General features: G+C 73.7%; 16 protein-coding genes. 5 read left to right on the top strand and 11 right to left on the bottom strand.

The genetic code is table 11. From position 1 onward, the window contains the following. Positions 1-2: 2 nt before the first annotated feature. The 3 genes from BLW14_RS25585 to BLW14_RS25575 are packed head-to-tail and all read right to left on the bottom strand — an operon-like array spanning position 3 to position 4,302. On the bottom strand, positions 3-1,316 hold the full coding sequence (locus BLW14_RS25585; protein WP_093709522.1) for a hypothetical protein: 1,314 nt from the start codon (positions 1,314-1,316) through the stop codon (positions 3-5). Beyond that, the gene (locus tag BLW14_RS25580) at positions 1,313-2,110 is read right to left on the bottom strand and encodes a cupredoxin domain-containing protein (protein WP_093709521.1); all 798 of its coding nucleotides are present in this window, start codon (positions 2,108-2,110) and stop codon (positions 1,313-1,315) included. Before BLW14_RS25580 ends, BLW14_RS25585 begins: the two co-directional genes overlap by 4 nt. Further along, positions 2,107-4,302, bottom strand: coding sequence for a right-handed parallel beta-helix repeat-containing protein (locus BLW14_RS25575; protein WP_256332876.1), 2,196 nt, complete (start codon positions 4,300-4,302; stop codon positions 2,107-2,109). Before BLW14_RS25575 ends, BLW14_RS25580 begins: the two co-directional genes overlap by 4 nt. 119 nt (positions 4,303-4,421) lie before the next feature. Here BLW14_RS25575 and hmgA point away from each other — a divergent pair, with 119 nt between their 5' ends. The 3 genes from hmgA (at position 4,422) to BLW14_RS25560 (ending at position 7,931) form a co-directional block, all read left to right on the top strand. Beyond that, on the top strand, positions 4,422-5,750 hold the full coding sequence (gene hmgA / locus BLW14_RS25570; protein WP_093709520.1) for a homogentisate 1,2-dioxygenase: 1,329 nt from the start codon (positions 4,422-4,424) through the stop codon (positions 5,748-5,750). Positions 5,751-5,793: 43 nt separating this feature from the next. After that, complete coding sequence (locus BLW14_RS25565) at positions 5,794-6,594, top strand: GntR family transcriptional regulator (protein ID WP_093709519.1); 801 nt, start codon at positions 5,794-5,796, stop codon at positions 6,592-6,594. 92 nt (positions 6,595-6,686) lie between these two features. Continuing rightward, positions 6,687-7,931, top strand: coding sequence for a type ISP restriction/modification enzyme (locus BLW14_RS25560; protein WP_093709518.1), 1,245 nt, complete (start codon positions 6,687-6,689; stop codon positions 7,929-7,931). A gap of 19 nt (positions 7,932-7,950) precedes the next feature. Here BLW14_RS25560 and BLW14_RS25555 read toward each other — a convergent pair whose 3' ends face one another. The 4 genes from BLW14_RS25555 to BLW14_RS25540 form a co-directional block, all read right to left on the bottom strand. Further along, positions 7,951-8,559: a TetR/AcrR family transcriptional regulator gene (locus BLW14_RS25555; RefSeq protein WP_371128090.1), complete on the bottom strand. Its 609-nt coding sequence runs from the start codon at positions 8,557-8,559 to the stop codon at positions 7,951-7,953. 164 nt (positions 8,560-8,723) lie between these two features. Then, positions 8,724-8,987 (bottom strand): hypothetical protein, encoded by a 264-nt coding sequence (locus BLW14_RS25550; RefSeq protein ID WP_093709516.1) that lies wholly within the window; start codon positions 8,985-8,987, stop codon positions 8,724-8,726. A 194-nt stretch (positions 8,988-9,181) separates the two neighbouring features. Beyond that, positions 9,182-9,982 (bottom strand): SGNH/GDSL hydrolase family protein, encoded by an 801-nt coding sequence (locus tag BLW14_RS25545; RefSeq protein WP_177154097.1) that lies wholly within the window; start codon positions 9,980-9,982, stop codon positions 9,182-9,184. A 245-nt stretch (positions 9,983-10,227) separates the two neighbouring features. Next, positions 10,228-10,602 (bottom strand): GntR family transcriptional regulator, encoded by a 375-nt coding sequence (locus BLW14_RS25540; RefSeq protein ID WP_093709514.1) that lies wholly within the window; start codon positions 10,600-10,602, stop codon positions 10,228-10,230. A gap of 69 nt (positions 10,603-10,671) precedes the next feature. On the opposite strand from BLW14_RS25540, the gene BLW14_RS25535 reads away from it, so the two are divergent. Then, the gene (locus tag BLW14_RS25535; protein WP_093709513.1) at positions 10,672-11,592 is read left to right on the top strand and encodes a GNAT family N-acetyltransferase; all 921 of its coding nucleotides are present in this window, start codon (positions 10,672-10,674) and stop codon (positions 11,590-11,592) included. Next, a complete protein-coding gene (locus BLW14_RS25530) occupies positions 11,573-12,070 on the top strand; it encodes a ribonuclease FAU-1 family protein (RefSeq protein WP_093709512.1) in 498 nt (165 codons plus the stop codon). Before BLW14_RS25535 ends, BLW14_RS25530 begins: the two co-directional genes overlap by 20 nt. A 19-nt stretch (positions 12,071-12,089) precedes the next feature. Here BLW14_RS25530 and BLW14_RS25525 read toward each other — a convergent pair whose 3' ends face one another. The 4 genes from BLW14_RS25525 to BLW14_RS25510 form a co-directional block, all read right to left on the bottom strand. Then, on the bottom strand, positions 12,090-13,568 hold the full coding sequence (locus BLW14_RS25525; protein WP_093709511.1) for a trifunctional class I SAM-dependent methyltransferase/NUDIX hydrolase/VOC family protein: 1,479 nt from the start codon (positions 13,566-13,568) through the stop codon (positions 12,090-12,092). 80 nt (positions 13,569-13,648) lie between these two features. Next, entirely contained in the window at positions 13,649-14,545 is an 897-nt protein-coding gene (locus BLW14_RS25520) for an esterase/lipase family protein (protein ID WP_093709510.1), read from the bottom strand. Between the two features lie 230 nt (positions 14,546-14,775). Continuing rightward, a complete protein-coding gene (locus BLW14_RS25515; protein ID WP_093709509.1) occupies positions 14,776-15,786 on the bottom strand; it encodes a DNA polymerase Y family protein in 1,011 nt (336 codons plus the stop codon). Then, positions 15,783-19,301: a DNA polymerase III subunit alpha gene (locus tag BLW14_RS25510; RefSeq protein ID WP_177154096.1), complete on the bottom strand. Its 3,519-nt coding sequence runs from the start codon at positions 19,299-19,301 to the stop codon at positions 15,783-15,785. Before BLW14_RS25510 ends, BLW14_RS25515 begins: the two co-directional genes overlap by 4 nt. Positions 19,302-19,392 lie beyond the last annotated feature (91 nt).

Below are 19,392 nucleotides of genomic sequence, written 5' to 3'. Positions count from 1 at the left end.
GCTCAGGCGATGAGCAGGGCGAGACCTCCCACCGTGTACGCGATCATCAGGGCGAGCAGCGGGAGTTGGCCGATGACTGCGCGCCGGGGCGGCATGAGCCGTACGGACCGGTCGTGCGCGGCGATCACCCCGAGGACGTGTCCGGTGACGATCGCGAGGACCTGGAGGGTGGCGACGCCGCCGGGCCCCAGAGGCGGTTCGGGTGCGGCGGGGCGGTCGGCGCCGAGGGCCAGCGCGAGGGTGTGCGGGCCCTCGGTGGCGAACAGTGTGAAGTAGTGCGCGACGAGATAGCCGAGGGCGATGGGCACCAGGGAGTGGGCGAACGCGGTGAGCGGGTGGGGCAGCCCGCCGCACACCAGCCGCGTGGCCCCCGCGCAGAGCGCGTACAGGGTGGCCACGAGGGCGACGGCGGCGAGGAGTCCGAGGGTGGCGGTGGTGGTACGGCCGAGTGCGGAGGTCTGCACGGTGGTGATCCAGCGCGGCGCGTCGGAGAAGCCGTCGTACGCGGTGGAGCCGAGCATCACGCAGACGGTGGCGACGAGTCCGGGGAGCCGGGGCGTCGCGTCGAGCCCGTTGAACGGGGACCGCACCACGAGGCGCCCGTCGGCGGGGCGGCGGCCGAACGGGGAGAGGCGGGCGAGGAGGCCGGAGTACACCTCGTAGGCGTCGGCGTGGTCGAACCAGTGGGCGCCGTACACCACCGCACCCGTGAGGTGGACAGCCGTGTAGACGCCGAGGAACACCAGCAGGGCGGTGGGCGAGGCGGGGTCGGGGGCGACGAGTTCGAGCCAGGTGAACGCGAGGAGCCCGGCCGCGGCGGGCCACATTCCGAGCCGTGCGGGGAGGGGGCGGCGGCCGGTCTCCCGGTCGCGGCGGAGCGCCCGGCAGACGAGGAGGTGCAGGGTGCGCAGCGGGTTGAGGAGCCGCCAGACGGGCCCGAGGAGCAGGGAGGCGGGGACGAGCCCGACCCAGAGGAGGACGTAGACCGCGCCGGGTGCCGGGTTGCGGTCCGGGTCGGCGGGCCCGAGGAGCAGCCACAGCACGACGGACAGCGCGGCGGCCAGGCCGAGCGCGCGGGCGGTGAGCCGGGTGGCGCGGGCGTCGGCCAGGCGCTGGACGGCGGCCGGCAGCGGGCGGCCCGCGCGCTCGCCCGTGAACCGTGAGTGTGACCAGAGCAGGCCGAGCGCGAGGAAGGAGACGAAGAGCGCGGCGAAGGCCCCGGCGAACGCGTAGAAGGGCGAGAGCGGCAGGTCGTGCCGGGCCCCGATGCCGTGGGCGAGGACGCGCACGGCATCGGGAGCGGGGGCGCCCGTCACCGGACGACGAGCTGGGTCAGCAGCAGGTCCGACTCGTGGGTCTCCACCTCGAAGAGGCCGGTGCGGTCGGCGGTGAAGGTGACCGTGACGGTCCGTCCGGCGGGCAGCTTCGCCTCCTTGTCGTAGCCGTGGACGTGCAGGACGTCGTCCCGGTCGCTGCGGACCCGCAGGCGCACGGTGCGGCCCTTCGCGATCTCTGTGCGGCCGGGCGCGGGGGTGACCTTGCCGTCCTTGATGGCCAGGTCGACCATGGTGGTCTCGTCGTCGGGGCTCGCGGAGGCTTTGCCGAGCGTGGCGGCGGCCCGGATCGGGGACGAGCCCACGGCCCAGGCGGTGTGGTCGTCGGCGTACAGGCCGGCGGTGAGCCGGATGCCGCCCCCGGCCGTACGCAGCAGCGATTCGGGCAGGTGGAACCAGGCGCCGTACACCCGGGCGAGCGGGTGGCCGTCCAGGAAGAGCCGGGCGTGGCCGCGTCCGGCGAGCGCGCCGCCGCCCACGCTGTCCGGGGTGAAGCGGAAGTTGCGGACGGTGAGGTGGACGTTCCAGCCGTCCTCCGAGTCGGGCCGGACGGCGAGGTCCACCTCGGGCGCGCCGTCGGCGTCGACCTGGCGGAGCCGGTGGCCGTCGCCGTCGTCGGCCTTCAGGAGGCGGCCGTTGCTGCCGGTGTCCTCGGCGTGGCTGGTGCCGGGCTTGTGGTGGGTGGTGGCCCTGCCCCCGCAGGCGCCCGCGCCGAGCGCGAGGACGGCGGCGGTGAGCAGGGCGAGGGCGGTACGGGCGGGCCGGGCGCGGTTCATGAGGGGTCGCCGCCTTCCGAAGCGGTGGCGTCGGGCTTCGTGGTGGGCTCGGGCGCGGAGGGGGCGGCGGGCACGGGCTCGGGCGCGGAGGGGACGGCGGGCACGGGCTCGGGCGCGGAAGGGGCGGCGGGCACGGGCTCGGGCGCGGCAGCATGGTCCGGCCCTCCGTCGTCCGCGCCTTCGGCGCGATCCGTGCCCCGCTCCCCGTGGCGGGCGGCGGCCACGACGGCCCAGACGACCCAGACCAGGCCGAGCAGTCCGCGTACCCAGGCCGGGCTGAGCGGGATCCACGGGATCATGAACACGCCCTTGTCCAGCGCGTCGAGCAGCGTCAGCGCGCCCAGGACCACGGTCACCCAGCCGAACACCGGGCGTGCCGGGCGCAGCGCCAGGCCGATGCCGGTCCACCAGAGCCCGGTGAGCAGCAGCGCGAGGGCGGGCACATAGGTGGCGGCGAAGCCCATGGTCGACCCGGCGACGTCCAGTCCGAGGCCGATGAGTCCGAGGACGGACGCGGCGGTGGCGAGCCGGCTGGAGCGCAGCCGCCGCCACCAGAGCACCCCGCCGACGAGCACGAGGACCACGGCGATGCCCAGGGCGGCCTGGACCTCGATGCGTTCGATGCCGCGTGCCCCGTACCAGTCGCAGCCGGCCGGCAGTCTGCGGGCCCGTGCGTCGTAGTCGGCGCAGACCAGCAGCTGGGCGAGCTTGACGGGTTCGCCGGCGATCCGGTCGGTGGAGCCGGAGACCGCGCCCCGTTCGTCACCGCAGCCGGGCAGGGAGCGCGGGGTCGAGGCGCCGGTGTCGGACTGCCAGCAGTTGCCGTCGCCCTGGCCGTCCCACCAGACGTCGGTGGCGTTGGGGCGTGCCTTGCCGTTCCTGTCCTCGCCGAGGTGGTTGTTCGCGTACCGGTTGTGGTGCGAGGTGTCGGTCTGCTTGCCGAGGGCGTTCTCGCCGCGGATGAAGGCGGGGACGGCGCTCAGGAAGAAGGCGGCGCGGTCCTGCCCGTAGATCCAGTTGTCCTCGTAGAGGTTCCAGTTGCCGCCGGCGGTGATGATGCCGGTGCCCGGGGGCATGGAGATCTGCGGGCAGACCACGCCGTCCTCGTAACCCCGCTCGGCGGGCGGCTTGGCGCAGGTGCCGTCGGCGACGTACCGGTAGTAGCCGGCGTTGTTGTCGTGGATCAGGTTGCGCTCGAAGCGGGCGTGGTTCTGCGGGAGTCCGGGGTGGCCGGGGAAGGCGCTGTCCATCGAGGCGCCGCCCATGTTGTGGTCGAACTCGTTGTCGTGGACGTAGACGGAGTCGCCGGCGGTGCCGGAATAGCCGACCATGCTGTGGTGGCTGTGGCAGCCGGTGATCTCGATCGAGTAGCGCGGGACCTTGTAGCCGTAGCCGTCGTTGATGTCGGAGGCGCTGCCCGGGTAGATGCCGGAGTCGCCGTTGCCGTAGGACTCGCAGTTCTTGTACAGCCCGTGGTCGCTGGCGAAGGTCAGGAAGCCGTACTCGTCGTTCCAGCGGGTCAGGACGTCGTCGATGACGAAGCCGTCCTGGGCCAGGACGTAGAGCGAGTTGAAGGTGGTGCGCTGGGCGGTGAAGTTCCTGAAGTAGATCCCGTCGGACTTGTCCGAGCGGATCGCGTTGAGCTTGCGGTACTTGGCGTCGATGACGACGTCCGTGCGCGCCGCGCCGGTGCCCTCGATCTGGAGGTCCTTCTTGCCGAGGATCGCCACCAGGTTCTGGTTGTGCGGGCACTCGGCCTGCTGCTCGTAGCTGAGGATCTGGTAGCCGAGCTGCGAGTCGGGGGCCTTCAGCCGGGCGCACTCGCCGGTGGGCTTCGGCAGCGAGGGCTCCTCCTCGTAAAGGCCGGGGAGGATCGCGATGTTCATCCCGGGCCCGTCGACGGCGTCGACCGCCTGCTGGAGGTGGCGGTAGCCGGACTTCCGGCAGCGGTCGAAGAGCTTCAGGTTCCGGGACTTCAGAGCGTCCGGGAAGCCGGCGATACGGCGTTCGAAGTCGGCCCGGTCGGTCTTGCAGACCAGGAGATCGGGCTCGCCGGTGCGGTACACGGGGACGCTGCCGGTGCCGTCGGGCAGGGTGACCGGCCGTTCCTCGTGCGCCTGGGCGGCCGGGGCCGCGAATAGGGCGGCGGCGAGTGCCGCCAGGACCACCAGAAGTCTTCGTGTCCACGACATGTGGCGGAGAGTAGAGCATTGTTCAGCTTTTTGAACCCCTTCTGCACGACGAATGCCGTTGACTCGCCGCCCTTCCATTCCTACGGTTATGCATAGGATTCCTTCGGACGGGAGCGCACATGGGCGGCAACGAGCAGGCGAGGAAGACGGCGGAGGGGCTCCGGTACTCCGCCGGTTTCGGCAATCAGCACAGCTCGGAAGCGGTGCCGGGAGCGCTCCCGCACGGGCGCAACTCCCCGCAGCGCGCCCCGCTCGGGCTGTACGCGGAGCAGCTGAGCGGTTCCGCGTTCACCGAGCCGCGCGCGCACAACCACCGCACCTGGCTCTACCGCATCCGCCCCTCGGCGGCCCACCCCCCGTTCGTCCGCACGGACAACGGCGCGCTGCGCACCGCCCCGTTCACCGAGACCGTGCCCGACCCCAACCGGCTGCGCTGGGACCCGCTCCCGGAGCCCGCGCCCGGCACGGACTTCGTGGCGGGCCTGTGGACCCTGGGCGGCAACGGCGATGCGGCACAGCGCACCGGCATGGCCGTGCACCTGTACAGCGCGAACACCTCCATGACGGACCGGGTGTTCAGCGACAGCGACGGCGAGCTGCTGATCGTCCCCGAGCGCGGCGGGCTCCTCCTGCGCACCGAGCTGGGACTGCTGCGCGCCGAGCCCGGCCATGTCGCGCTGATCCCGCGCGGTGTCCGCTTCCGGGTGGAGCTGCTCGACGAGACCGCGCGCGGATACGTCTGCGAGAACTACGGCCGCCCCTTCGTCCTCCCGGACCTGGGCCCGATCGGCGCCAACGGCCTGGCCAACGCGCGGGACTTCCTGGCCCCGGTCGCCGCCCACGAGGACGTGGAGCGGCCGGTCGAGGTGGTCAACAAGTACTGCGGCAACCTCTGGACGGCGACGTACGACCACTCCCCGCTCGACGTGGTCGCCTGGCACGGCAACCACACCCCGTACGTCTACGACCTGCACCGCTTCAACGTCATCGGCTCGATCAGCTACGACCACCCGGACCCGTCGATCTTCACGGTGCTGACCTCGCCGTCGGACACGCCGGGCCTGGCCGGGGTCGACTTCGTGGTGTTCGCGCCGCGCTGGCTGGTCGGCGAGGACACCTTCCGCCCGCCGTACTTCCACCGCAACGTGATGAGCGAGTACATGGGCCTGATCGAGGGCGCGTACGACGCGAAGACGGCCGGAAGGGGCGGCTTCGTACCCGGCGGCGGCTCGCTGCACAACATGATGTCGGCGCACGGCCCGGACCGGGAGACCTTCGACAGGGCGAGCGCGGCCGAGCTGAAGCCGCAGAAGATCGACGACGGTCTCGCCTTCATGTTCGAGACCCGCTGGCCGGTCGTCGCGACGGAGCAGGCGGCGACGGCGGACCATCTGCAGCACGGCTACGACGACGTGTGGCAGGGTCTGAGCCGCAACTTCAGGCCGTGACCAGGGCCTGGCCGTGACCGGACCCCCGGGCCGGCGACGACGCATGCAGGAGAACCAGGTGCCGCAGCCCGCCCAGAACACGCCCGCGCCCCGGGGCACCGCCTTCGCGCCCGACTCGCTGGTCCTGAACCGCAAGCTGCCGCTGTGGTACCAGGTCTCGCAGTCGCTGCGGGCGTCGATACTCGGCCGCTCCCCGGACGCCACACTGCGGCTGCCCACCGAGGAGCAGCTCGCGGCGCACTACGGGGTCAGCGTCCTCACGATGCGCCAGGCGCTGAAGGAGCTGGAGGCGGAGGGCCTGATCAGCCGGCACCGGCGGCGCGGCACGTTCATCGAGCCGCGCGCCCGCCGCAGCTCGCCCGTCCGGCTGCTCGGCTCGATCGACGCGATCGTGGCCCAGCAGTCGGGCGAGCGCTCCACGCTGCTCGACCACGGTCCGGTCCCGGTGCCGGGCGAGGTGGCCGAGTACTTCCCGGGCTGCGCCGAGGTCGTCGGCTACCGCCGGCTGCGTTGCGAGGAGGCGAGCGGCGAGCCGACCAACTGGGCGCAGAACTGGGTGCGCCCCGAGGTCGCGGCGGACCTGGACGCGGCGGACCTCGACCGGTGGCCGATGACCAAGGTGCTGCGCGACCGGGTCGGCGTCCCGATCTCCCGGATCACCGATACGGTCGAGGCGCGCCTCGCCGATCCGGCCACCGCCGAGCTGCTGGGCGTCCCGCTGCTGAGCCCGATCCTGTACTACACGGGCGTCACGTACGACGAGGACGGCCGGGTGGTCGACGTGGCGCAGATCCGGTACCGGGGCGACCGGTTCTCGTTCTCGGTGACGGTGGACGCGCACTGATCCCGTGCGGGAAGGCGCCCTGACGCCCTCCCCGTCGGCGCCGTTACGATGCCGGGGAAGGCGGCGGGCGTGGCAGGCGGGAGGACGAGACGGTGGCAGCACCGGCAGCGGCCGGGTCCGGCGCGGGCCCGCGCGGCCCCCTCCTCGACGACCTCATGCCCTGGTCCGTCCGGCCGCTGCGCACCGGGCGCCCGTGGGTGACCGCCCCCGACGCGGCCTCCCTCCGCGCCCGTTGGGACCGTCTCGTACGGGCTTCGGGCGAGGAGCGCGAGCGGCTGTTCGCCCCGTCCCGTGCCCGTACGCAGCAGAGCGCCGTGGCCGCCCTGCCCGGCCGGCCCGGCGCCACCGGCCGCTTCGCCCGTGAGTCGGGCCCGTGCCCGGAGCCGGTGCGGATCCTGCACGGGCCGTTCGACGAACAGTGGCTGCTGCCCGACCACCGCCTCATCGACGTAGCCCGGCCCGAGCTGTGGCGGATCGCCGACGACCACCAGCTCTTCCTCGTCGAGCACGGCCGGGTGCCGAACGATCCCGGCCCCGCCGTGTCGGTGACGACGCTGCTGCCCGACGGCCACTCCCCCGCCGGGCGTCCGGGCCGCGTCCGCCCGCTGTACCGCCGCCCCGGCGGCCTCGAACCCAACCTCGCCCCGGGCCTGCTCCCGGTGCTGCGGGCCCGGTACGGGGACGCCGTCACCGCGGAGTCGGTGCTCGCCTGGATCCTGGCGGCTGCCCGCCCCTCACCGGCCGGCTGCGTGGTCCCGCTCCCGGCGGGCGCCGCGCGCTGGGCGGACGGGGTCGAGCTGGGCCGTGAGCTGCTGCGGCTCCAGCTGCGCGGGGCGCGCGGGGCGGAGCGCCCCCGGCTGCCGGGCGGGCAGCGCCCCTATGTGCGGGCGGCCGTCCCGCCGGACCCGGGCCCGCTGTCGTACGACGCCGATGAGCGGGTGCTGCGCCTGGGCTCGGGGCGCGTGTCGCCGGTGCCGGCCGGCGCGTGGGAGTTCCGGGTGAGCGGGGTGCGGGTCCTGGAGCTGTGGTTCGAGCGGCGGACGGCGGGGCCCGGGGCGGCGGGACCGGGGGCGGCGGGGCTTGAGGCGGTGTGTCCGCGCGCCTGGCCGCAGGAGTGGACCTCGGAGCTGCTGGAGCTGGTCTCGCTGCTCGCGCTCCTCGCCGGACTGCGGCCCCGGCAGGAGGAGCTGGCCGACGCGCTCGCCGCGGGGCCGGGGACCGGGGCGGACGAGCTGCGCGCGGCGGGGGTGCTGCCGGTCGCGGAGGCGGCGCGGCGGCCCGCCTCGGTGCTGGACCACCGGGAGGAGGGCCCGGACGGGCAGTTCGCGCTGCTGTGAACAGGCCTCTGAGCCGGGTCTAGCCGGAGAGCGTGGCGGGCCGGTCCAGGTCGCTGAGGAGGCGGACGAAGCCGGACTCCAGGAAGGCGCGCAGCTCGTCGAGGGCGTCCGGCTCCTCCAGGGGCCAGCTGGTGACGGCCTCCTCGGCGAAGGCGAGCCAGGCCCGGGTGGCCAGGGCGAGCCGGGGCGACTGCGGCATCCCGAGCCGCCGCTGCCCCTCGGCCACCCGGGCGGCCAGGGTGGCGCGGGTGGCCTCGACGATGTCCCCGGCGGCGGGGTGGCTGCCGGACGCGCCCCGGACGAGGGCGCGGTAGACCTTTCGGCGCCCGGTGACATGCGCGACGAAACCGGCGATGAACGCGCGCATCCAGCGGACCGGGTCCAGCGAGGGGTCCGGTTCGGTGGCGGCGGCGAAGTCGTCGCACTCCCGGCGCACCACGGACCGGTAGAAGTCGCGCTTGGAATCGAAGTAGTGGAAGAGCAGGCCCCTCGATATGCCTGCGCGCCGGGCCACCGCATCGGTGGAGAGCTCGTCCAGCGAGCACTCGACAAGCATGTCCACGCCAATAGCCACCAACTGAGCCCTCCGCTCGTCGGGGTGCAGACGCGCGGCTCGCTTCTCGGGCATGTCCACAGTGTAGAAGTACTTCGGGACCGAATTACCTCGGCACCGATCCAGGCCCTCCGGACACACTGCGTGACCGGCCGCGGACATGGCGACGCGCCGCTACCGGCTCCGGGGTGACGGAAGAGCGGGCAGCAGCGCGCTGCGTGAACCAGGGCCGCCTTCGCTCAGTGGCGGCTGCCGAAGAGCGAGCGCCGCAGCCGGCGCAGCGGCGCGAAGAGCGAGACCCGTGCGCTTCTGCTGCGACGGGCGTGCCCGGCGTCGCGCGAGGTCAGCTCGCGCATCAGCAGTGTCGCTTCCGCGGACTCGCGCTGCGGGACGACGGGGCCGCCCAGCACCGCGAGATGGCGGTCGAGGCGCGAACTCGTCGCACCGCTCCCGCATGTAATGGCAGGCACGCGCGCCCTGCTGCGCACCGTTATCTGTTCCATGTCACTCCCCACCCGTACGAGGGCACTCGGCCCGGGCAGGTTAACCCTATCGCCTGCCACCGACACTCGTGTATCCCGGGCGCGGGATTGCGCACACATATACGGAGGTTGACGGGCCGTCGGCGAATCCGCCCGATTCCGGGGCGAGTTGGCGCGCCGGCGGACGGCGCGCCCCTGACGGGGCGCGCCACCGGTCAGTCGAGCGCGTTCAGGACGGGCAGGTAGCCGCCGGACTGACCGGCGGCGAAGGGGTGGTACGACTCGCCGATGTTCAGCCAGTTGAGGCTGTGCAGCCAGGCGCTGCCCGAGCAGATCTCGTGCCCGGTGAAGGCGCCGGTGACGTCACCGAAGCTGAAACCGTGGTCGGCGGCGCGCTTGGCGGTGGCCGCGTTGAGGTAGTCGGCGGCGCCGTTGATGGCGCTGCGCACCTTGTCGCTCAGCCCGACGACGCAGCTGCCGCCGATCTTGTAGAAGCGCGGGTAGCCCAGGACGACGACGTGGGCGGCGGGCGCCTTGGCCTTGATCGCGTCGTACACCGAGTTCAGCTTGCCGGGCAGCGTGGTGTCCACGTAACTGCGGGCGGTGGCGATGCGGTTGAGGCAGGTGGACTCCGACTGGAGGACGCAGGTCGTCATCACGTCGGAGAAGCCGGCGTCGTTGCCGCCGATGGAGATCGAGACGAGGTCGGTCGAGGAGTTGAGCGGACCGAGCTGATTGGCGATCACATCGCCGGTGCGCGCCCCGGAGCAGGCCGTGAAGTTGAAGGAGGCGGGCGAGTGGGCGGAGGCCCAGAGGGAGGGATAGGCGAGGGTGCTGCGCTTGCAGTCCCCGCTGGAGCCGATGTAACTCCCGGAGCCGACTCCCGAGGAGTACGAGTCCCCGAGGGCGACGTAGTCGACGGACGGTGCGGCGTTCGCGGTGGTCGCCCCGGTCAGGGCGATGACCGCGCCGAGCAGGAGCGAGGACGAGAATGCCACGAGTCTGGACAATTTCACGGAATCTCCCTTGGACCGGCCGACAGGATCTCTGCCTACTCATAAGTAGCAGCGCGGACGGGCCTTTCGGAAGTGTTCATGCCAAGTCGAACGGATGAGCTTCCGGCGACGGCGCCATGACGGCCGGTCAGCCGGCCGGCCCGGGGCTCATGAACCGGGAGCTACGGGCCGGTACCCGGGCGGACGCACCGGGCCGGTTCCCTGCCGGGCCGTCACCTCAGTCCCCTCAAGTCCCCTCAGTCCCCTCAGTCCCCGAAGACCGCCCGCACCGCGTCCTGGGCCAGTTCCAGGGAGCGGGCCCGGGAGAGGCCGAGGCGGCGGGCCTGTTCCGCGTACTCCCGGGCCGCCGCGGCTCCATGGCGGTCGGCGGTGTCGCCCGCTGCGGCGACGAACGTGCCGTTGCGGCCGCGGGTCTCGATGACGCCGTCCGCCTCCAGCGCCCGGTACGCCTTGGCGACCGTGTTGGCGGCAAGGCCCAGCTCCTCGGCGAAGCCGCGTACCGTCGGGAGCCGGTGACCGACCGGCAGCACGCCGGAGCGGGCCTGTTCGGAGATCTGCGCGCGCACCTGCTCGTACGGGGCGATGCCGGAATCCGGGTCCACGATGATTTTCGGAGTCACGGGCCGATTGTCCCCCACCGGCGGAAAATGGGAGGCGGGCGGGGCGGGGGCGTCGGTACGGTCCGGCCCATGACTGTGATCGTGCGCGACTTCCGGCCCGCCGACGCCGAGGACTGGGTACGGATACGGCGCGCCGCTCTCCCGTACATGGTCATCACGCCGGAGCAGGCGGTCTTCGAGCTGACCGGTGCTCCGGCCGGGCGGCGGTACCGGATGCTGGTCGCCGAGGAGGACGGCGAGGTCATCGGCACGGCGCAGGTGGGCCTGAACCACGAGAGCCCCGAGCCGGGGCAGGGGTTCTGCAATCCGTACACCCATCCGGAGCGGACCGGCCGGGGCGCGGGGTCGCTGCTGCTGCGGACCGCCGAGGAGTATCTGGCCCTGGCCGGCGCGGTCTCGGTGCACACCTGGGTGCTGGACACACCGGACAACCTGGCGTTCGCCGCGAAGCACGGCTACACGGCGAGCCGGCCCGCCCACTTCCTCCATCTGGACCTGGCGAACGGCCCTTTGCCGCCCCGTCAGAAGGCGCCGGACGGGGTCGAGCTGCGGACGGCCGCCGACTTCGCGGACGACCCGCGTCCGCTCTTCGAGGCGGACGCCGAGGCCACGGCGGACGAGCCCAGCGACACGCCCGCCCGGCTCGACGACTACGAGGAGTGGCTCACCGAGACCTGGCGCGACCCGGGTCTCGACCACCGCCTCACCTCGGTCGTGGTGGCCGGCGGCGAGGTGGCGGCCTTCAGCGCCGCCCGGACCGACGGGGTGGACCGCTACTGGTCGGGGATGACGGGCACCCGGCGGGCCCACCGCGGCCGCGGCCTCGCCAAGCTCGCGAAGAACGACTCGCTGCACCGGGCGCGGGCCGCCGGGTACACCGACGCCTACACCGGGAACGACGCCGGCAACGGCCCGATGCTGGCCGTCAACCGGTGGTTCGGCTACGAGATCTGTGCCACGGAGGTACGCCATGTCCGCAGGCTCGGCTGACGCCGGTCTGACCGTCGTCCTGGTCAAGGGCGGGAAGACCAAGATCAGGTACCCCGCCGCCCTGCTCGCCGACGACGGCACCCGGGTGACCGTGCGGGCGCCCTGGGCCGCCCCGGGCGTCCGCGACTTCGGCTTCGTCCGCTTCGAGCCGGGCGACGTCTTCACCGAGCACTACTGGCGCGACGCGTGGTTCGCGGTGAAGGAGGTCCGCACCGGCGCGGGCGAACTCAAGGGCTGGTACTGCGATGTGACCCGCCCGGCCGTGGTCCGGGACGGCGAGCTGGTCGTGGAGGACCTGGACCTCGACCTGTGGGTGTCGGCCGACCGTGCGGAGGTTTTGCGCCTGGACGAGGACGAGTTCGCCGCGAGCGGCCTGGCCGGGCGCGACCCCGAAGCGGCGCGGGCCGCGACGGAGGCGCTCGACGAGCTGGAGCGGCTCGCCCGCTCGGCGGACGGGCTCGCCGGGTTGCTGGACTGAGAGCCCGGCCGGCGCCCCCTCAGCGCACCACCAGCTCCACCTCGTACCCCGCCGCGTCCTCCAGGTAGGCGGCCACGCAGTCCTCGCCGCCCGCGTGCGGATGGCGGTCCGCGAAGAGCAGCCGCCAGCCGTGGTCCGGGGCCCGGGCCACCAGGGCGTCCAGGGCGGCCCGGTGCTCGACGTGGAACGCCAGGTGGTTGAGGCCGGGGCGGCGGCGCTCGTGCGCGCCGGGGACCAGGTCGGGCGACTGCTCGATCACCACGTAGCCGTCCCCGCGCCGCCAGCTGCGCCCGTGCGCCCAGTCCTGGTACGGGACATGGCCCAGCTCGCCGAGGAGCCAGTCCCAGCCCGGCACGGCCGCCGCCAGGTCGGGCACCCACAGCTCGATGTGGTGGACCCGGCCGGTGCGGGCCCCGCCGGCCGGCAGCGCCACCGCCCGGCTCTCACCCTCCGGTTCGTACGCGATCGCGTCGCCGTCCCGGTGCCAGTGGATCAGGAACGACTCCCCCGCCCGGTAGCCGTCGAGGCCCGCGCGGCAGTACGCGACCATGTCGTCGGGGAGCTCGTCGAGCGGATACCAGGCCAGCTCGGAGCACTTGTCGGGTTCGCGGTTGTACGGCGGCCTGTCCGGGTCGTACTCCGCTTCGAAGAACCATCCCGTCCTGGCGTTGCCCGCCGGGCCCCGGTGCTGCATGACCAGGGCCACGCGCAGCTCCTCGGGGCCGAGGCCGAGGCCGATCTCCTCGGCCGTCTCCCGGATCACCGCCTCCCGCACGTCCTCGCCGTCCTCCACATGGCCGGAGGGGGCGTGCAGCAGGCCGTCCGCGTAGCCCGTGCCGGCCCGGCGGGCGAGCAGGACCTCGGGGCCGCGGCGGAGGATCAGGTGCACGTCGACGACCTCCCTGTGGCGGTGGGGCCGGCTCGCACGGGCGACCAGGGCGTAGCGCTCGTCGTCGACCTCCTTGCCCCACAGGCCGGGGTCGTCGGAGAGCCGTTCGTGGTGGACGCGCTCGGTGAACGGGGCGAGCAGCGTGGTGAGGTGATCGGCGGACAGACCGGTGCCGTTCCACACGCCTTCCACCAGGACCAGCCTGCCGCCCGGGCGCAGCAGCCCCGCCCAGTGGCGCAGGACGGCCGCCGGGTCGGGCAGCGTCCACACCACGTGCCGGGCGAGGACCACGTCGAACCTCCGGTCCCCGACGGGCGGCCGGACCGCGTCCCCCGTCAGCACCTCGGCCCGGGTGCCGGCCAGCTTGGCGCGGGCCCGCTCCACCATGCGCGGCGAGCTGTCCACGGCGGTGAGCCGGTGGCCCTGTTCGGCCGCGAGCAGGGCGAGGCTTCCCGTACCGCAGCCGAGGTCGAGCACGTCGGACGGTTCGGCGGGCAGCCAGCTCTCCATCCGCCGCGCCCAGGCGGCGCGGACCACCGGGTCGAGCAGCCCGTGGTCGGCCTCCTGGTCGAAGGTGGCGGCGAGGGAGTCCCAGTCGTTCGTCGTCATGATCCGATCGTGCCAGCCGGCACTGACAGTGCCGCTGCCCCGGCGAGGAGTGACCTAGCCGGGGCAGGGCGTCACGGGGTCTAGCCGATGACGGAGGCGCAGTCGGTCGGACTCGCGTGCGCCGGGTCCAGGGCGTTCGCCACCTCGTGGTAGGCGACCCGGTCGATGGTCCCGATCGCCACGTGTTCGGACAGGTCGACCGGGCACAGGTCCTGGAGCAGGACGTTGCGCACGTCGGGTCCGTCCAGGAACTGCGTCCGGTACGGGGTCACGACCTCGTCGTAGCGGGTCGCGATGACGGTGTAGTGCACCCCGGGCACGGTGTCCGGCAGGGAATTGAGCTTCTTGATGAAGGGCGACCCGGCCACCTGGTCGGCGAGTCCGGGCGTACCGGCGTTGAGCAGGTCGCCGACGCCGGGGAAGTACGGCAGGAGCTTGGTCAGGCCGAGCAGCGTGGTGCCGTGGTTGTCGGGGGCGAGGCCGATCATGGCGTTCACCTTGGCCGCGCCGCCGAGGAACTTCAGGTAGTAGTGCGGCATCATGCCGCCCTGGGAGTGGCCGACGATGTCCGCCTTGGCCGTCCCCGTGGAGGCGAGCACCTTGTCGACGAAGGCGGCGAGCTGGCCGGCCGACTTGTCGATCGGGCCGAGGCCGTTGAAGACCGGCACGCCGGGCAGCTGGCCGTAGTCGAGCGAGTAGACGCAGTAGCCGCGGTTCACCAGGTAGGGGGCCAGGACCAGCCAGTTGTCGACGGAGTTCCCGAAGGTGCCGTGGACCAGGACGACGGGGCGGGGGTGGGCGGCGGAGGGCTTGCAGGAGTAGTCGTTCCAGCCGCGCGAGGTGGTGGCCGTCGCGGCGGTGGGGGCGGCCGCGGCGGCGGTTGCCGTGGGGGTGGCGACCGCGGCGACGGCGAGAAGCAGGGCGGCGAGCGTCCGGCGGGCGCGTGGGGAGCGCGGCGCGCGGGTCCAGGGCAGCATCGTGGGGTCTCCTTGCGGCTCAAGGGAGTTGCGATGTCTGTGCACCCTGCGGCCCGGACCACAAGTTTCTGTTGCGTTTCTGCGTGCTCATGCCAAATTACGCATGAGTAGGGTTCGCTGGGAAGTTACGCGTCGGTAAAAAGTCCGCGGGGCCGCGGGAGTTGCCCGGCCGGCCGCCCGGGGCCCCGTCCAGGCCGCCCGGGGCCCCGCCAAACCGGCCGAGGCCCCGTTCAGGCCGCCAGCCGCCCCGGCATCACGGCCCGGGGGCCGAACCGGTCCCGCAGCCGGTCCGCGACCGCCTCGATCCGGCGGGCCCGCTCGTCCACCGGGTCGAAGCTCAGCTGCTGGGCCGCCCGCTCCGCGTCGCCGAGCCCTTCGGCGCGCAGCCCGATCCCCCGCACCCGGGCCCGCTGAAGGGCGAACGAGTCGTGGATGCGGTACGCGAGAGCGGTGAGCTCCGCGGAGTGCGCGGTGGGCTCGCGGAGCGTACGGCTGCGGGTCAGCGTCGAGTAGCCGGTGCGGTCGGCGTAGCGCACGGAGACCGCGAGCGCGCGGCACACCTGCCCCTCGCCGCGCATCCGCGCCCCCAGTTCCTCGGTGAGCGACATGAGCGCGCGGCGCTGCCGCTCCCGGTCCAGTTCGTCGCGCGGGAAGGTGCGTTCGGCGGCGACCGAGCGGGCGGCGGCGTTCGGCACGACGGCGGTGCGGTCGATGCCGTGCGCCCGCTCCCACAGGTCGCGCCCGGTCCGGGCCCCGGTGATCCGCTGCAGGGTGCCGAGCGGGGCGGCCGCGATCCGGCCGACGGAGTCGAGCCCGTACCCGCACAGGGTCCGGGCCGTCGCCGCCCCCACGCCGTCCAGCGCGGCGGCCGGCCGGTCCGCGAGGAAGGCGGCCACCCCGCCGGCGGGCACCACGAAGGTCGTCCCGGGCGCGGCCTGCCGCAGCGCCATCCGGGCCAGCATCGGGTTCTGGGCGGCCCCGATCGCGCAGTCCACCCCGTGCAGGGCCAGTGCGCGGACCCGGATCACCGAGGCGATCCCCTTCACGTCCCGCCCGAAGTAGCGCAGCGCGCCGCGCACATCGGCGAGCGCGCCGTCCGGCGGCGCCGCCTCCACGACCGGGGTGAACGAACCGAGCAGCGCGAGCAGCCCCGCGTACCCGGCGGTGTCCGGGGGCCCGCCGCCGACCCGCCGGAACCGCAGGCAGAGGACCCCGGGCCGCCCGTCCGGCACCCCGTTCATCCCGCGCTCCCCGGGCTCTGGTGCCACAGTTTCCGGCCGGTGGGCAGCCCTTCGCCGGGCGGCTTGAGGTCGGCCCACGGGTTCATCTCGTAACCGGTGGGCATCCGGATGCGGCGGCCGTCGTCGCCGGCCGGCTCCGGGTCATCCCCCGCCTCCGGCTCCGGCACCTGCGCCAGCCGCTCCGCGACCGCGTCGAGTCCGCCCGTACGCCGCAGCTCGGCCAGCTCCGCCAGGTTCCAGGCGGCCGCGCCGACCACACTCAGGCTGCGCGCCCCGCGCCGCTGCACCACCCCGCGCACCAGCAGCAGCCAGGAGTGGAAGACGGTGTGCGCGCAGGCGGCGTGGCTGTCGTCGAAGAAGGCCAGGTCGACCAGGCCCGTGCCGTCGTCCAGGGTGGTGAAGACGACCCGGCGGCCGGAGCGGATGGGCGGTGTCTGGGTCGCGGCCTTGGCACCCGCGACCAGCACGGTCTCCCCGTGCCGTGCCTCGCGCAGCCGCTTGGCCGAGACCGCGCCCAGCTCCTTCAGGAAGGCGTGGTGATCGCTCATCAGATGGCGCGAGACGTCCATGCTCAGCACGCCCAGCTCGGCGCTGAGCCGTTCCGCCTCGTTGAGGTCGGGCAGGCCGACGGAAGCGGTGCGGTGCCCGCCGCCGAGCGGGAGCTGCGCCCCGGCGCCGCCGGAACCCGCGCCCCGCTGGGAGCGGTGCAGCTCGGAGAGGTGGAGCAGCAGGTCGCGGCGGTTGGCCCCGAACGCGTCCAACGCGCCGACCTGGGCCAGCCGTTCGGCGGCCGGCTTTCCCGGACGGGCACGCTGCCAGAAGTCCAGCAGTGAGCTGTAGGGCTGCCCGGCCTCGATCCGGGCGACCTCGGCCTCGCTGATCCCGTGGACGTCCGAGAGCGCCAGCCGCAGCCCCCAGCGCTCCCCCTCACCCTTCCCGTCAGACACCAGTTCGATTCGATGGGCGGCCGCCGACCGGTTCACGTCCAACGGCAGCACCGGCACCCCGCGCCGCCGCGCGTCGGCGAGCAGCAGCCGCTTCGGGTACATCCCGGGGTCGTGGGTGAGCAGCCCGGCGTAGAAGGCCGCCGGATGGTGCGCCTTCAGCCAGGCCGACTGGTACGTGGGCACGGCGAAGGCCACCGCGTGCGCCTTGCAGAAGCCGTAGCTGCCGAACGCCTCGACGATCTCCCAGGCGCGGGCGATCACCTCCACGTCGTACTTCCGCGCCGCCGCGTGCTGGGCGAACCAGACCCTGATCCGGGCCTGCGACTCGGGGTCGGAGAGCCCGCGCCTGACCCGGTCGGCCTCGTCGCGGCCGCAGCCGGTCATGATGTCGACGATCTGGATGATCTGCTCGTGGAAGACCACCACGCCGTACGTCTCGCGCAGCGGCTCCTCCAGGTCGGGGTGCGGGTAGCGGACCGGCGCGCGGCCGTGCCGGGCCTCGATGAACGGGCGGACCATGTCGGCGGAGACCGGGCCCGGCCGGAACAGCGAGATGTCGACCACCAGGTCGTGGAAGTTCTCCGGCTGGAGCCTGCCGACCAGGTCGCGCTGGCCGGGCGACTCGATCTGGAAGCAGCCCAGCGTCTCCGCCGCCCTGATCAGCTGGTACGTGCGCGGGTCGCCCGGCTCCACGGCGTCCAGGTCCACCTCGCGCCCCGAGGCCCGCTTCACCTCGGCGACCGCGTGCGCCATCGCCGACTGCATCCGTACGCCCAGCACGTCGAGCTTGAGCAGCCCGAGGTGCTCCACGTCCTCCTTGTCGAACTGGGACATCGGGAGGCCCTCGCCGCTGGTGGGCATGACGGGGGTACGCCGCAGCAGCGAGGCGTCCGAGAGGAGGACCCCGCACGGGTGCATGGCGATGCCGCGCGGCAGGGCGTCCAGCGCCTCCACCAGCTCCCACAGCCGCCCGTACCTCTCCCTGGTCCTGGCCACCTCGCGCAGTTCGGGCAGCTCCTCCATGGCCGCGCGGGCGTCGCGGGCCCGGATGTGCGGGAAAGCCTTGGCGAGCCGGTCGGTCTCGGCCGGGTTCATGGAGAGCGCGGCGCCGACGTCGCGGATGGCGTGGCGCACCCGGTAGGTCTCGGGCATGGCGACGGTGGCGACCCGCTCGGCGCCGAAGCGGCCGATGATCGCGCGGTAGACGTCGAGGCGGCGGGCCGACTCCACGTCGATGTCGATGTCGGGCAGCACGAAGCGGCGCATGGACAGGAAGCGCTCCATCAGCAGCCCGTGCTCGACCGGGTCGGCGTGGGCGATGCCCAGGAGGTGGTTGACCAGCGAGCCGGCCCCGGAGCCGCGGGCGGCCACCCGCACCTTCATCGCCCGTACGTCGTCGACCACCTGGGCGACCGTCAGGAAGTACGAGGCGAAGCCGTGGTGGGCGATGATGTCCAGCTCGTGGTGCATCCGGTCCCAGTACTCCGGCCTGCGGTCGTAGCCGTGCACGACCATGCCGGCGGCGGCGCGGGAGGCCAGCACCCGCTGGGCGGTACGCCGGTCCGCGCCGACGAGACGCGGTTCGGGGAAGTGGACGGAGCCGAGCCCGATGTCCCCCTCGGGGTCGACCACGCAGGCGTCGGCGGTGTGCCGGGTCTCCGCGAGCAGCCGCGCCCCGGCACCGGCGCCGAGCCCGGCGGCGGAGGTGATCCGCTCGGCGGTCTCCGCCATCGCGCGGGCGTCCTTGAGCCAGCGCTCACCGCTGTCGAGCGGGGAGCGGCGCGGGTCGACGGGGACGAGCCTGCGGGCGGCGTCGAGCACGTCGGCGACCGGGCCCTGCCCCGCGTCGGCGTACCGGACGGCGTTGGTCAGCACGGCCCGTACGCCCTGCTCGGCGGCGAGCCCGACGGTACGGGCGGCGAGCCGCAGCGAACCGGGTCCGGTGCCGGTCCGCCCGTGGTGGACGGCTTCGAGCCGGAGGTCGTCGCCGTACAGCTCGCGCCAGGGGGCGAGGAGGGCGGCGGCCAGGTCGGGGCGGCCGGCGGACAGCGCCCGGCCCACGTCGGACGCGGGGCCGAGGAGCACGGTGAGCCCTTCGGCGGGCAGCGCGAGCCGGTCGACCAGGGGGCGGCCGCCCTCGGGGACGGCGGCGTGGGCGGCGGTGACCAGGCGGCACAGCTCGGCCCAGCCCCGTACGCCGTCACGGGCGAGGAAGGTGACCCGGGGCGCCGATTCATCGACAAAGACACCCCCGCGTGCAGGGGTGCGGGTGCGCCGGGCGGGCCCGCCCCCCGTCACCGGCGCCACCGCGAGGTCCACCCCGAACAGCGGGCGCACCCCTTCCCGCCCGCAGGCCCGGGCGAACCGGACGGCGCCGGCCAGGGTGTCGCGGTCGGTCAGCGCGAGGGCCTCCATGCCCCGCTCGGCGGCGCGCTCCGCCAGCCGCTCCGGGTGCGAGGCCCCGTACCGCAGGGAGAACCCGGAGACGGTATGCAGATGCGTGAACCCTGGCACCTGCACCTCCTGAACCGATTCGTACGCGCTGCCCACCCCCTCGCTCTCCACCATAAACCAAGTTTCGAACACTCGTACGATACTCGGCGTCCGGCCCACCTCCCCCGGTCACGCACCCCGCACCCCTTCCGCCGTTCGGCCGCCT

The organism is Streptomyces sp. 2131.1 (genome assembly GCF_900105515.1).
In the GTDB taxonomy this organism is placed as follows: Bacteria; Actinomycetota; Actinomycetes; order Streptomycetales; family Streptomycetaceae; genus Streptomyces; species Streptomyces drozdowiczii.
Note: the sequence above shows the minus strand (reverse complement) of the source record. Positions and strands in the feature narration are given on the sequence as shown.